We start from the raw sequence: 13,223 nt of genomic DNA, 5'->3' as shown, positions 1-13,223 counted from the left end.
ATCTGGTGGGGACGGTGAGGAGCCGTGATGACCGAACACCATCGGGACGCCGCGCTTTCCCCCTCCGAGCAGGCGACCATACGAGAACTGCTCGACGCCGACCGCCGCAGAACCACGGACCGTATCGCCCTGCTGGGCCGCGACCGGGACGAGATCGTCACATCTTCGGCGCTGACGGCCTCCGACGACGAGCACGACCCCGAGGGCACGTCCACGGCGTTCGAGCGGGCCCACGTCCAGGCCCTCCTCGATCAGGCCCTGACACACCTCGCCGAACTGGACCTCGCTTCCGAGCGGCTACGCGATGGTACCTACGGGACCTGCGCGAGGTGCGGGCAACGCATCCCCATCGAGCGCCTGAAAGTCCTCCCGGCCATCAAGATTTGCGTGAATTGCGCCTCCCGCCGCCGCTGACCTGCCCCGCCTTCTGGACCTGCGGACGCGGCGGCCGTCCGATCGCCTCGGGAACGTACTCGAGGGGAACACCGAACGCCACGCCGGCGGCGACGGGGACGGCGGTTGGCACCTCGTCGTCCAGAGACAGCCGTACGACCAGCAAGGCGCCACCGAGCAGAGGGGCGGCCAGGCCAGCCAACGGCCAATTGCCTCCCGAATAACGGTATTCACGGCGGTATGGATCATCGACAGTCACGGCAGCACGATAATCATCGGCCCACGGGCCCCCTCCCGGACCGGATACTTCCTCAGCATGCCGGCCGAGCACCGCTGCCTGGCGACCGCCCGAGATCGCGCGGGGAGGTGGTCGGGCCTGAGGAGCGGGCTGCGTTCGTCAGGCCTGGCCGCTGAGCTTTTCCAGTTCGGCGACGTCCTCATCACTGAGCGCAAGTCCGGCGCCGATCACGTTCTCCCGCAGGTGCCGCACGGACGAGGTCCCCGGGATCAGCAGGATGTTGTGCGACCGCCGCAGCAGCCACGCCAGCGCGACGGAGATCGGCGTGGCGTTCAACCGCGCCGCCACTGCGGAAAGCGCCTCGGACTGGAGCGGGCTGAAGCCGCCGAGCGGGAAGAAGGGTACGTACGCGACGTTCTCGGTGGCGAGCCGGTCGATGAGCTCGTCGTCGTGGCGGTGGGCGAGGTTGTACATGTTCTGCACGCTCACGATCGGCGCGATCGCCTGGGCTTCGGCGACCTGCTCCGCTGTCGCGTTGCTCACGCCGAGGTGCCGGATCAGGCCCTGCTGCCGCAGCCCGACGAGCGTTTCGAAGGCTCGGGCCAGCGATCCCGCCTGGGGCCCCTCGGCGTTGCCGAGGCGCAGGTAGACCAAATCCAGCGTGTCGAGCCCGAGGCTTTCGAGGTTCGCGTCGATCGCGTGGCGCAGCTGGTCGGGCTCACGAGCCGGCGGCCATCCACCTTGCTCGTCACGGGTCGCGCCGACCTTCGTGACCACGTGCAGCGAGCCGGGGTACGGGTGCAGCGCTTCGCGAATGAGTTCGTTGGTGACGCGAGGGCCGTAGGCGTCGGCGGTGTCGATGTGGGTGATGCCGAGGTCGACGGCCTCGCGGAGGACGGCGAGGGCCTCGTCGCGATCCGCGGGCGGACCCATCACGCCGGGCCCGGCCAGTTGCATGGCGCCGTAGCCGAATCGTGTGACGGTCAGGTCGCCCAGGGTCCAGGTGCCGCCGGGAAGGGAAGGAGAGGTCGTGCTCACGTTCTGGCCTTTCGTAGGAGCGGGGGAGACGCCGGCGTACTCGCAGTCCGGGCGCCTCCCGACACCACATGGTGCTGGCGAGGAGGGGACACCGTCCAAGACCGGTTCGATCAGGCCTGATACCCCTCCGGTATCACCGGTATCCTGCGCTGGTGGACGGCCTGGAAACTCGCGAGTTGCGGTATTTCGTAGCGGTGGCCGAGGAGCTGCACTTCGGCCGCGCCGCCGAGCGCCTGAACATGGCCCAGCCGCCGCTGTCGCGCGCCATCCAGCAGCTGGAGCGCCGCCTGGGGGTCGTGCTGCTGAACCGGGACCGTCGGGGAGTCTCGCTCACCACCGCAGGTGAGACCATGCTGGTGGAGGCCCGCGCCGCGCTCGATGCCGTCGACGCAGCCGTACGCCGCACTCGCCGCGCCGCATCGGCGCAGTCCGCCCTGGTGCTCGCCACGAAGGCAGGCGCCTCCCACGAGTTGCTGAAGGAGCTTCTTGACTCCTATGCCGCACGGCCCGGAGCCGTGGACATCGACGTGGTGTTGTGCGAGATCGGTGAGCAGCGGAAACTCCTGCGCGACGGTCGCGCCGACGTGGCGATCGTGCACGCTCCGTTCGACGTGATGACCGGCCTCGACAGCGTTGAGATCCTGACGGAAGGCCAGGTCGCCATCGTGCCGGCGTCGCATCCGCTCGCCCGGCGCTCCAGCCTGACCATGGCCGAGGTCAGCGATGTCCCCGACCTGCCGATCGCCCGTTGGCCACGCCATGACGACACCTACCCGCCCGGCCCGGGACCCGAGGTCCACAGCCAGTCCCAGCTGGCCCAACTCGTCGCTCTCGGGCGTACGCTCCTGGTCATTCCCGCTTCCAGCCGCGCTTGGCAGTGGCCGGAACACGTCGCGGTCCCCGTCCTCGACGCCCCTTTGGTCACGACCCTCCTCGCCTGGCCGGCCGGCGTGCGCTCCCCGGCACTGGCCGGACTCGTGGAAACGGCCGGACGCTTGAAAGGGGGCGACAGAGCGCACCCGTGAGGACCTTTGCCACGTTCCGGGCACCGCGCGCCGCTGGACTCGATCTCGCGTAACTTTCCCACGCATGCCGAAGCGGTGGCCCGCGCCACCGCCTTCGACTCGCGATGACCAGGTCCGCGCCACCACCCTCGACGTACGGGAACTATGCCTGCGCGCCGACCGGCTCGGGTGCGGCCCGCGTAGCCGATGGCGCCGACCACGGCGTAGATCATGCCCGCGCTTTCCGGCCGCCCGGTGAGGTCCTGCAGCCGGCTCGGGGTGAAGATCTCGATGGAGGTGAGCACGACCCGGACGGCCACGATGGACGTCGTCAGCTTGGCGAAGCCGACGTCGGTCCGGTCAGTCGTCGGAATATCCGTACAGCGGCGTGATCGGCTTCCCTTCAGCGAAGCGGTCGGGATTGAAGGCGGAGATGTCGATGGTCTGGGTCCGGTCCAGGGCCAGTTCGGCGAGGGCGCGGCCGACGGCGGGGCAGATCTTGAAGCCCATGCCGGAGAAGCCCGCGGCGACGATCAGTCCTTCCAGCCCTGACGTGGGGCCGAGCAGGGGGCGGGCGTCGGGGGTGAGGTCGTAGACGCCGGTGACCCCGCCGGCGATGCCGGCCTCGGCCAGGGCGGGGATGCGGCGGGCGGCGCGGCCGACCATCTCGACGGCCAGGTCACCGGGTACCTGAGGGAAGTCGTCTGGGTCGATGCCGTCCCTGGGGCCGGTGAACTCGCCGAGGAGCAGGCCCGCCCCGGGCTCAGGTCTGAAGTAGGTACCGGTCCCCGAGTCGATGCAGGCCGTACGGCTGGCGGAGCCGTTGCCGCCGTCACGCAGGACGGCCACCTCGTGGTACTCGGATTCGATGGGCAGGTCGACACCGATGCCCTGGAGAAGCGGGCGAGTCCAGACGCCGGTGGCGAGGATGACGAGGTCGGCCAGGATGTCACCGTCGTCGGTGGTGACGCCGCGTACTCGGCCGCCTTCTTCGATGAGGGCGCGGACCGGGGTGTTGGGGCGGTAACCGACGCCCAGTTCCCTGGCTCTGGCAAGGAAGTCGCCGGCGACCACGGCGCCGTCGCCGTACCCGGCCCTGGGCTCGTACGCGGCGGCCACCACGTCGTCCACCTGCCAGCCGGGCTCGAGCTCCAGGACGTCGGCAGCGGTGATGACCTCGGCCTCCGCGCCGCAGGCCACCTGCATTTCGACGTTCTTCCTGAGCTGCTCCTCCTCGCCTGGGCCGACGATCCGGATGAAACCGCATTCGCGGAAGACCGGGGGACGGCCGATCCGCTCTGCCCATTCGCGGAAGTAGGCCAGGCTGTCGACGGCGAGCCGTACCTCCTGGTCGAAGGTGTAGTGCATGCGGACCAGAGCCGATGAGCGGCTGCTCATGCCCTCGCCGGCGTGCCGTGCGTCGAGCACGGTGACCGAGCTTCCCTTCACAGACTCCTGTGCGGCCAGGTGGAACGCGGTGGACGCGCCCACTACTCCGGCGCCGACGATGAGGATTTCAGGCACGGCTACAGCTCCAGGACTTTGGACAGGAACGCCTTGGTGCGCTCTTCCTTGGGGTTGACCAGGCATTCCGAGGGTGGGCCTGACTCGATGATGACGCCGCCGTCGAGTACGGCGACCTGGTCGGCCACTTCCTTGGCGAAGCCGATCTCGTGCGTGGCCACGATCATCGTCATGCCGTTCCTGGCCAGGTCCTTCATGACGTCGAGTACTTCGCCGACGAGTTCGGGGTCGAGGGCCGAGGTGGGCTCGTCGAACAGCATGAGGTGCGGCTTCATGGCCAGGGCGCGGGCGATGGCGACGCGCTGCTGCTGGCCGCCGGAGAGCTGGGCCGGGTAGTTGTCCAGTTTGTCGGCGAGGCCGACCCGGGTCAGCAGCCGGACGGCCTCGGCCTCGGCCTGGTCGCTGGACAGGCCGAGTACGCGCCGGGGGCCGAGAGTGACGTTCTCGATCGCGGTCATGTGCGGGAACAGGTTGAACCGCTGGAAGACCATGCCGATGCGTACCCGCTGGGCGCAGATCTGGGCCTCGGTCATCTCATGCAGGCGCTCCCCGTCACGCCGTACGCCGATCCGGTCGCCTTCGACCTCCAGTACGCCGGCGTCGATCTGCTCCAGGGCGTTGACGCAGCGCAGCAGGGTCGACTTTCCGCTTCCCGAGGGACCGAGGAGGACGAAGGTCTGCCGTGGGTAGACGGTGAGGTCGACGCCCTTGAGCACGTCGGTGGCGCCGAACCACTTCCAAACCTGCTCGGCCCGGACCATCGGTTGATCAGGATGAACCGGCTCTCTTACGACGACGGGCGCGTCCTCGACCGGCCGGCGCGGTTTACGGCGGACGGGGGCATCGCTGAAGCCGCGGCCGAAGTATCGCTCGACGTAGTGCTGGCCGACGCTGAGTACCGAGGTCAGCAGCAGATACCAGAGGGACGCGACGACCAGCAGCGGGATGATTTTGAAGTTCTGCTGGTAGATCTGCTGGACGCTGGTCATCAGGTCGAGACCGGAGATGACGGAGACGAGCGCGGTCATCTTGAGCATGGAGATCGACTCGTTGCCCAGGGACGGGATGAGCACCCGCATGGCCTGCGGCAGGATGACGAACCGCATACGGCGCGCACTTGGCATGCCGAGCGACATGGCCGCCTCGCGCTGCCCGGAGTCGACCGAGATGATCGCCGCGCGGACGAGTTCGGCACAGTAGGCCGCCTCGTGCGTGGCCAGCGCGATGATGGCCGCGGTGGCCGCGCCGACGACCGCGTTCGTGGGCACGGAGGCGAACACGATGCCGGTGAGCGGGATTTCGAGCACCAGGTTGGGATAAAGCGCGCCGAGGAATCCCCAGAAGATGATCTGGACCAGCAGCGGTGTGCCGCGGAAGAACCAGATGTAACCCCAGGCGACCGCGGCCAGCACCGGGTTGCCCGACAGCCGCATCACCGCGAGAGCCACACCGCCGACGACACCGATGACCATCGCGATGACGGTTAGCTGGATCGTGACGACGAGCCCGTACATGATCGAGGGCGCGAAGAGATACTGCCCGATCGTCGGCAGGTCGAGGTTGGGGTTACGCAGCAGCGACCAGCCGAGCGAGAACAGGAGGTACGCGATGAGGATCGCCGCCGCCCACCGGCCGTAACGGCGGATCGGCACCACGGCCGCGGGTGGCGGCCGGTCTCCTGAGCTACTCACCTTGGTTGACCTCTGCCTTCTGTACGGCGATGTCCTGCACGCCGTACTTGGTGAGGATCTTGAGGTAGGTGCCGTCGTCGATCAGCGACTGAAGTGCGGCCTGGACGGCCTTGAGGAGTTCGGTGTCGGTCTTGTTGACGCCGATGCCCTCCATGCCGCCGCCGAACTCCGCGGTGACCGAGGGGGCGTCGACGAGTTCGAAGGCGGTGCCGTTCTCGAAGGTCTTGACCGCGTACGCGGCGGCGGAGGTCGCCTGGACCCTGGCCGCCGCCTTGCCGCTCTTGATGGCCAGGAACGCCTCACTGTCGCCGGGGAAGCGGAGGACCTCGACACCCGGCTTGCCCTCGGCCTTGAACTTCTTGCTGAGCTTGTCGATCGAGGCCTCCTCCGAGGTGGAGGACTGCACCGCCACGGTCTTGCCTGACAGGTCGGCAACGTCCTTCAGCCCTTGCGGGTTGCCCTTGGCGACGAGCATGGAGTACCCGTCCTTGGCGTAGTCGACGAAGTTCAGCGATTCGCGCCGCTTGGGGGTGTCGAAGGTGCCGGCCATCATGATGTCGGCCTTACCGGCCAGCAGCGACGGGATGATCGCGTCGAACGCGGTCTGATCGAAAGATGCCTTGACACCGAGCTTCGCGCCGATCGCCTGGCTCAGGTCGTAGTCGATGCCGGTCGGTTGCTTCCCTCCGGCCGTGGTGTACATCTCCCACGGTGGATACGGGATGTTGCTGGCGACCTTGAGCACGCCGGCCGACTTGATCCGCTCGGGAAGCAGCTTCTGCGCCTCGGGGTCGGCTGCTCCTGCGGGCGCGGCAGAAGATGCGGCCACTTCGGGAGCGGGCGGGCTGGACGCCAGGCCGCCGCACGCGCTGAGCGCGACGATCAGCCCGGCAACGGTGGTGAGAATCTTCGCCGGCTTCATCAGAGGGCTCCTCGCTGCGGTGTCAAAGACGACGCCAGGTCGCCCATGAGGGCGGCACTGTCGTCGGCGAACTCCACGTTCGTCAATGCTTCCAGCAGCCGCGGGATCGACGCGGGCTCCAGCCGGTCGGCGGCCAGCCAGGTGAACTTCTCCCGGATCTCCTCTGGCGTCCACCCGGGTTCCGGGTAGAGAACGTGGTCGACCCGGCCGGAGGCGAGCACGGTGCCGTCGGTCAGCGTGACCGTGACGATCGCCGAGTCGCTGCCCTCCGGGTCGTTCACCTCCGACAGGTAGTAGAGGCGGCTGAGCTCCTCTGATACGACGACCTCGACCCGCCTGGCCAGGTCCCCGATCAGCGGATCGGCCAGCCGTACGTCCGCCATCTGATCAGGGCCGACCCGGCCGTCCGCCAGCATCGCCGCGACCGGCCACGCCATGTTGAACTGTGCTTCCTCGGTCGTCTCCGGCATCCGGGTGCCCAGCCGTACGGCATCGGGGTAGGTCTCGACGACGACGCGTTCGATGGTCTCCGGTGTCAGCGGGTTCTTCTTGTGTAGTTCCTCGACCGCCAGCAGCGCCGGATGGGTCCAGGCGCAGCTGGAGTACCGCTTGAAGGTGATGCCGCGGGGCAGGTAGTAGTCCGCGCCCAGGTCGTCGGTGAACGGGCGGAACTCCTCAAGGTCGAGGCTGGGCTGGATGCCGGTGAAGCCACGCTTGGCCAGTTCGGTGGACAGGAGGCCGGTGAGCGCACCGAACCCGACGCCGTGCTTGACCATGCCGGGAGTGTCGATCGCGCGCATCATCGGCAGGTGGGGCGAGTCGTATTCCGCGATGCCCAGCGCGTGCGTCGTCGTCTTCTGGTCGAGACCGAGGACGTGGCAGGCGATCGCGGCGCAGGCCACGGCACCCCAGGAACCACAGGCCCGGTAGGTGCGCTCCGCCGAGTGGACCTCGCTCTGATCCTTGTTGACGCAGCGCCCGGCGCGGAAGGCGATCTCGTAGCCGACGACGATCGCGGTGATGAGTTCGCGACCGGTGAGGTGGTGTTCCTCGGCCAGCGCCAGCGCGGTCGGTACGACCTGGGCGCCCGGGTGTCCCCAGGTGTAGATGCCGCAGTCGTCCACGTCCACGGCGTTGGCCGCGACCGCGTTGGCGAACGCGGCGCCGGGGGTGCCCAGCCGCTGCCCGCTGATGACCGAGGTCGCGGAGCCAGCCGGCCACCAGGTCCGCGCGAGGTCGTCGGCGACGAGCGAAGACGTGGTCGTACGTCCGGCGATCATGGCGGCGAGCGTGTCGGTCAGGCACATGACGGCCCGTTCGATCACATCGGGGGGCAGCGCGTCCCAGGTGAGCTCGGTGATGAACCGCGCGGCCGGGGCCTCACTCATTCGGATCCCCCTTGTGATGCTTCTACAGGTACATGTTTAATGCGGCAAACAGTCCCATTCGGAAATATGGCATGTCAAGGGATAAATCTCCTTGTATTTGCCTGGAGAACGGTGAGTACAGATTTCACTAGAGACAAGTAAGGGGGATGCCGCGCTGGCGCTGCTCTGGGCCACGGTCCACGCACCCGGCGGCGGCAAGTCGCGCTGCAGGCGATGCGACGCCGAACGCTCCTTCCATCGCATCTCACGCCGCCGCGCCTACGCGTGCGACAGTTGCGGCGCGCACGTCTACCCGACCGCGAGCACGCCGTTCGCCGGCTCGCCCGTACCCCTCGAAGATTGGCTGGACGCGGTCGTCCTCATCGTGGACGCACCGGGAAAGACCAGGCCAAACCGGGTGGCGGAGGCGCTCGGCACCGGCTACCGCAGGGCCTGGCGGATGACCAAGCGGATAGAAACCACGCTCCATGCGGGCGGTGAGGACGCGGCCCTCCTCCACGAACTCGCGGCGGCCTGGAAGGGGCAGGGCAGCCTCGACCCCGTTCCGGACAGTCCAGAGGACCGGATCCGGCGGGCCGCTTGCAAGATCATGGCTCAGCGCGGGATCGACGCCACCCGCATCGCCGACATCGCTCGCGAGGCAGGCGTCTCCAAGGCCAGCATCCACTATTACTTCCGAAGCAAGGACGAGGCGCTTCTGGCCGCGTTCCGCTGGGCCGGCGATCAGTTGCACGCCACCCTGCAGCGGCTCCTCGATGACGATGTGGGAACCGTCGAGCACGTACGCCATCTGCTCGAGCTCAGTATCCCCCGTGACCAGGGCACCTTCGAGGAGTACCTGCTGTGGCTGGAGGTCTGGGGCAGAGTCAGGCGTCATCCCGCCTTCCTCGACGAGTGCGTCCGGATGTCGCAGCGCTGGGCCGATGCCGTACTCGCCGTGTTCACCGCCGGTGTCGAGAACGGCACGCTGCACCCGGTCGCGCCGCTCCCCGAGGTGCGCGAACGGTTCACCGCGATCGCCGAGAGCCTCGCCCTTCGCACGACCCTCGGTTACAAGTCGTCGAGTACGGCACGCGACGTGCTCGCCCGCTTCACCGCGGAACAACTCGGTATCCCAGCTAAGGAGCTCACATGACGGACATCGTCATCCGCGGCGGCAAGGTCATCACCATGGACCCCGCCCGGCCGTACGGCACAACTCTGGTGATCACCGGCGGCCGGGTCAGCTATGTGGGCGATGACGCTGTAGAGATCGGACCCGATACCGAGGTGATTGAGGCGGCGGGACGGATCGTCTGTCCAGGGTTCATCGACCTGCACACACATACCGATCTCGACCTGTTCGACCACCCTTCCTACCTGCTGTTCCAGAACTATCTGCGGCAGGGCATCACGACCGTGCTCGCCGGGAACTGCGGCATGGCCAAGATGCCTCCCGGCGAGCTGCTCTCCCGCCTCGATGCCCAGCCGCCCGCGGTGAACTTCGGCACGCTCGTGGCACACGGCTATGCCCGTATGGCGTGCGGAATCCCCGACGGCCGGCGCAAGGTGACCGAGGCCCAGCTCCAGGCCCTCCTGGCCATGGTCGGGAAGGGACTGGCGGACGGCGCGTTCGGAATGTCGACCGGGCTGGAGTACATCCCCGGCCTCTCCACCAGGACGGCCGAGTTGACCGCGTGCGCATCCGTGGTGGCCGGGCACGGCGGCTTCTACGCCAGCCACATGCGCAGTGAGGGGGACGACCTGCTCGCCGCGGTCGAGGAGGCCATCAGGATCGGCCGCGACTCCGGCGCCCAGGTCCAGCTGTCCCACCTCAAGACCGACGGCGCCTGTAACCAGTGGAAGACCGCAGCGGTCATCGCCGCGATCGAAGCAGCCAGGGCCGACGGCCTCGACGTCGCCGGCGACCAGTACCCCTACCCGTTCTTCGGCTGGAACCCGTCCATCTTCATCCCCAGCGAACTCCTCATCGAGAAAGACCGCCAGGACCCGGAACAGATCAGAGCCGCCATCCTCGACCGCATCACCCGCTACCACAACGGCAACGGCGACCTCGTAGTCGTCTTCGACTGGACCGACACCTCTCAGAAGCGCTGGCAAGGCATAACGCTGTCGGGGATCTTGAAAGCCCGCGGCGTTGAAGCGACACCGGAAGGCGTCGCCGACCTCATCCTGGAAATGCTCCCCTTCGAGAGCCAGGACACCCTGATGGGCACCGACATCAGTTCCAGCGACGAGTCGGTCAAGCGTTATCTCGCCCTGCCGTACGTCTCGATCTGCACCGACGGCTTCAACCAGCCGTGGCTCGCGCCCTGTCATCCGCGTAACTACAGCGCGTTCCCCAAGGTCCTCGGTGAGTACGTCAGGGACAAGCAGGCGCTGCCGCTGGAGACCGCGCTGAGGAAGATGACCGCGGTACCGGCAGCGATCATGGGCCTGACGGACCGAGGAGTGCTGCGAACAGGCAACCACGCCGACATCGTCATCTTCGACGAGGCAACCATCGGCGAGAACGCCACCTTCGCCACTCCCGCCGCGCCAAGCGGCATCGACTACGTACTGGTCAACGGTGTCACCACCGTGGAATCAGGAAACTTCCGCGGCGTCACCCCCGGCATGGTGCTCAGAAGCCGGCAATCGTGATCGAGCCGTCGCCCGCGAGAGGGAATCCCGGGCGCATGCGGCCAGTGCGCGCTGCCCGACACCGGCTACACCTGCCCGAAGCAACTGCGCAACGGCCCCTGCGGGGGCGTGGCGGCCGACGGCCGCTGTGAGGTGCATCCCGATCTGGTCTGCGTCTGGGTGACCGCGATCGAGCGGGCGCAGGGCGCGGGGCACGGCGCCGACCTCGATCTGCTGCAGCGCCCGGTCGATCACCGCGAATGGGGACAAGCCCTCCTCAGCCGACCACGGGCAGCAAGTCGACCTGAAGCTCCTTTGCTTACGCCGCTCGGTGTAGTCGGCGATGCGTCGCCTGCTGGATGTCTCCGACCCCGGTGAGCGGAACTCTTGGTTCATCGCCTCATTCGGAACGGAGTCCTCATGTTGCATTTATTCATGGCAGGCGTCCTGGCCACCACGCCTGTCACCGACCCTCAGGTAATCGACTGGATCGAGCAGAACTCCCGGCAGGAGATCACCAAGGAGTCGATCGGTGGGGCCACCATCGTCGGCCTGGGCGAGTCCACTCACAGCACTCACGAGGAGGCCGTGGTCAAGTTCGGTCTCCTGAAATACCTGGTGGAGGAGATGGGATTCCGCTCGATCGCTTGGGAGGAGGACTGGACGACAAGCGTGCGGGTCAACCGCTATGTCCTCACCGGCAAGGGCGACCTCGACGCGCTCATGGGCGAGCTGACGACGACGTGGCGGACCCGCGAGGTACGTGACGTGCTTGCCTGGCTGCGGTCCTACAACGCGGGCAACCCCGACCGTGCGGTGAAGTTCGTCGGCGTGGAGTACTACGCCACCCGCTCCCTGGCTCACGATGCCGTCTCCTCGTACGTGGCCAAGGCCGCGCCGTGGCGGCTGCGTGAGCTGCGGCGCCATCTGAAGTTCATCGCTCCTCGCCACGAGAACACCCAGGCCAACCTGACCTGGTACCGCGGCGTGACGAACAAGCAGCCCTTCATCAGCCACGCCCGCGCGGTGTACAGACTGGTCGAACGGCTGCCCAAGAACGATGACCAGCAACTGGCCCTGCACAACGCCCGCCAGATTCTGTCCTGGTACGAGGCTTTCAACCTGTCGTTCGAGGACATCTACGCCTACCGTGACGCCCGCGCCGCCGAGAACCTGCGCTGGTGGCAGCAGCGCACAGGCGACAAGGTCGCCTACTGGGCGTCGTCCGCGCACACCGCCGCCGCACCGGGCCTGCGGCTGACACTCGGCGGCCCGCCACTCGTCTTCGACAACGCCGGCTCCTACCTGCGCCGCTGGTACGGCGACCGCTATCGGTCGATCGGCGTGCAGTTCGATCACGGCACGCTGGGCACCGGCTCCACCTGCGGCGCTGCTCCAGCGCCGGTGCCGCGCCCGGACCCGGGCTTCGCCAACCGCGTCTTCGGCGACGCCTTCGCCGGCAACGGTCCCGCCGAGTACATCGTGGACCTGCGGGGCGAGGCACCGGAGGGCGCGCGTGAATGGTTGCGCGCCCCGGCCAAGGTACGCGGTTACGCCGGCTACAACCCGACGTTCGCGCAAAAGTCGTACATGGAGGGAGGGTCGCTGGCGCAGTGGTTCGACGTGATCGTCCACCGGCAGGTGATCACCCCCTGCCGACCGCTCTAGGGTCGGCACCGAGAGGTCGCATCGTCTCGGTGCCATGCGGCGGTGCGGGAAGCACTCCGGTCGTGGCCACCACCGGAGTGCGCCGCCCGGTGGTGCTGATCAGGGTTGGCCGCACCGTGCGGACGCCAGGCCGTACAAGCGGCTTGGTGAAGCCGCTCTCCCTTCAGGGACCGGAGGAGTCACCGAGTTGCCCAGGACCACAAAACGATTTGCGTTCTTAATTGGAATTGTTGCCGCAAGAATCGAGAATGTCGGTGACGCTGATCTGAAGTCACCAGAACGGTATGCTCGGGCGACCGAAGTTCGAGAGCTTGGCGAATGTGTCCGCTACGCGGATCATGGTCCGCCACTCCTGCGACCCCCTAGCGGATCGTGGTGAAATGTCCGGCAATTGTCCGGTCTGTGCCCTTTCCTGGGCGGAGCCGAAGGCTCATACTCTCAAGAAAGTTTCAGTGTCCGGAGGTAAGCGTTCATGAGCACGAGATCAGCGGTGTTGCGTCGTCAGGGCAGCGTCGCTGAGGACAACCTCCGCGCCGGAAGCGTCAGGGCTGTTTGCCTCTGATGGTCAGAAGACCTTTTCAGGCTCCGTGACGATCTCTTCCATAGCGTTACGGCCCGCGATCCGGACGTGTGGTGCGTGCCGAGGCTTCCGCATCCAGAAAGTGAGTACACGCCGGCGTCGCGGCTGCCACAGCCGCGGAGCACGTCGATCGCCTCCGCTGAGGGTAATCAACC

General features: G+C 67.5%; 12 protein-coding genes and 1 pseudogene. 6 read left to right on the top strand and 7 right to left on the bottom strand.

Annotation, left to right across the window (positions count from 1 at the left end; all coding sequences use genetic code 11):
• Window positions 1-27: 27 nt before the first annotated feature.
• The gene (locus tag ABGA98_RS00865; protein WP_347617686.1) at window positions 28-414 is read left to right on the top strand and encodes a TraR/DksA C4-type zinc finger protein; all 387 of its coding nucleotides are present in this window, start codon (window positions 28-30) and stop codon (window positions 412-414) included.
• Here ABGA98_RS00865 and ABGA98_RS00860 read toward each other — a convergent pair.
• Both ABGA98_RS00860 and ABGA98_RS00855 read right to left on the bottom strand, forming a co-directional pair.
• The gene (locus ABGA98_RS00860) at window positions 377-652 is read right to left on the bottom strand and encodes a hypothetical protein (protein ID WP_347616216.1); all 276 of its coding nucleotides are present in this window, start codon (window positions 650-652) and stop codon (window positions 377-379) included. The two genes, ABGA98_RS00865 and ABGA98_RS00860, sit on opposite strands and share 38 nt — an antisense overlap.
• Before the next feature lie 138 nt (window positions 653-790).
• Window positions 791-1,669 (bottom strand): oxidoreductase, encoded by an 879-nt coding sequence (locus ABGA98_RS00855; protein ID WP_347616215.1) that lies wholly within the window; start codon window positions 1,667-1,669, stop codon window positions 791-793.
• 152 nt (window positions 1,670-1,821) lie between these two features.
• Here ABGA98_RS00855 and ABGA98_RS00850 point away from each other — a divergent pair, with 152 nt between their 5' ends.
• Window positions 1,822-2,694 carry a LysR family transcriptional regulator gene (locus ABGA98_RS00850; protein WP_347616214.1) on the top strand — a complete coding sequence of 291 codons (873 nt, stop codon included), beginning with the start codon at window positions 1,822-1,824 and terminating at the stop codon, window positions 2,692-2,694.
• Between the two features lie 339 nt (window positions 2,695-3,033).
• Here ABGA98_RS00850 and ABGA98_RS00845 read toward each other — a convergent pair whose 3' ends face one another.
• The 5 genes and pseudogenes from ABGA98_RS00845 to ABGA98_RS00825 all read right to left on the bottom strand — a co-directional run bounded on the left by ABGA98_RS00845 (window position 3,034) and on the right by ABGA98_RS00825 (window position 8,198).
• On the bottom strand, window positions 3,034-4,197 hold the full coding sequence (locus ABGA98_RS00845) for an FAD-binding oxidoreductase (RefSeq protein ID WP_347616213.1): 1,164 nt from the start codon (window positions 4,195-4,197) through the stop codon (window positions 3,034-3,036).
• 2 nt (window positions 4,198-4,199) lie between these two features.
• Window positions 4,200-4,958: an amino acid ABC transporter ATP-binding protein gene (locus ABGA98_RS00840; protein ID WP_347617685.1), complete on the bottom strand. Its 759-nt coding sequence runs from the start codon at window positions 4,956-4,958 to the stop codon at window positions 4,200-4,202.
• A gap of 117 nt (window positions 4,959-5,075) precedes the next feature.
• A pseudogene (locus tag ABGA98_RS00835) lies at window positions 5,076-5,711 on the bottom strand (amino acid ABC transporter permease); the annotation flags it as partial.
• Window positions 5,712-5,880: 169 nt separating this feature from the next.
• Window positions 5,881-6,810 (bottom strand): ABC transporter substrate-binding protein, encoded by a 930-nt coding sequence (locus tag ABGA98_RS00830; RefSeq protein ID WP_347616212.1) that lies wholly within the window; start codon window positions 6,808-6,810, stop codon window positions 5,881-5,883.
• Complete coding sequence (locus ABGA98_RS00825; RefSeq protein ID WP_347616211.1) at window positions 6,810-8,198, bottom strand: MmgE/PrpD family protein; 1,389 nt, start codon at window positions 8,196-8,198, stop codon at window positions 6,810-6,812. The genes ABGA98_RS00830 and ABGA98_RS00825 overlap by 1 nt, the downstream gene beginning before the upstream one ends.
• Before the next feature lie 364 nt (window positions 8,199-8,562).
• Here ABGA98_RS00825 and ABGA98_RS00820 point away from each other — a divergent pair, with 364 nt between their 5' ends.
• From ABGA98_RS00820 to ABGA98_RS00805, 4 genes are read left to right on the top strand one after another with little or no spacing between them, the layout of a single operon-like run.
• Window positions 8,563-9,333, top strand: coding sequence for a TetR/AcrR family transcriptional regulator (locus ABGA98_RS00820; RefSeq protein WP_347616210.1), 771 nt, complete (start codon window positions 8,563-8,565; stop codon window positions 9,331-9,333).
• Complete coding sequence (locus ABGA98_RS00815; RefSeq protein WP_347616209.1) at window positions 9,330-10,841, top strand: amidohydrolase family protein; 1,512 nt, start codon at window positions 9,330-9,332, stop codon at window positions 10,839-10,841. Before ABGA98_RS00820 ends, ABGA98_RS00815 begins: the two co-directional genes overlap by 4 nt.
• 24 nt (window positions 10,842-10,865) lie before the next feature.
• Entirely contained in the window at window positions 10,866-11,198 is a 333-nt protein-coding gene (locus ABGA98_RS00810) for a methylenetetrahydrofolate reductase C-terminal domain-containing protein (protein ID WP_347617684.1), read from the top strand.
• A 57-nt stretch (window positions 11,199-11,255) separates the two neighbouring features.
• Window positions 11,256-12,488: an erythromycin esterase family protein gene (locus ABGA98_RS00805; RefSeq protein ID WP_347616208.1), complete on the top strand. Its 1,233-nt coding sequence runs from the start codon at window positions 11,256-11,258 to the stop codon at window positions 12,486-12,488.
• The last annotated feature ends 735 nt before the right edge of the window (window positions 12,489-13,223 follow it).

The organism is Nonomuraea sp. B1E8, assembly GCF_039871515.1.
Taxonomy (GTDB): Bacteria; Actinomycetota; Actinomycetes; order Streptosporangiales; family Streptosporangiaceae; genus Nonomuraea.
The sequence above is the reverse complement of the archived record's forward strand: the minus strand, read 5'-3'. Positions and strand labels throughout refer to the sequence as shown.

What these genes read in the sequence shown, in the direction of transcription:
- ABGA98_RS00865 (WP_347617686.1), top strand. Translation starts at nt 28, where the DNA reads ATGACCGAACACCATCGGGACGCCGCGCTTTCCCCCTCCGAGCAGGCG.
- ABGA98_RS00840 (WP_347617685.1), bottom strand. Translation starts at nt 4,958, where the DNA reads ATGGTCCGGGCCGAGCAGGTTTGGAAGTGGTTCGGCGCCACCGACGTG.
- ABGA98_RS00830 (WP_347616212.1), bottom strand. Translation starts at nt 6,810, where the DNA reads ATGAAGCCGGCGAAGATTCTCACCACCGTTGCCGGGCTGATCGTCGCG.
- ABGA98_RS00825 (WP_347616211.1), bottom strand. Translation starts at nt 8,198, where the DNA reads ATGAGTGAGGCCCCGGCCGCGCGGTTCATCACCGAGCTCACCTGGGAC.
- ABGA98_RS00815 (WP_347616209.1), top strand. Translation starts at nt 9,330, where the DNA reads ATGACGGACATCGTCATCCGCGGCGGCAAGGTCATCACCATGGACCCC.
- ABGA98_RS00805 (WP_347616208.1), top strand. Translation starts at nt 11,256, where the DNA reads ATGGCAGGCGTCCTGGCCACCACGCCTGTCACCGACCCTCAGGTAATC.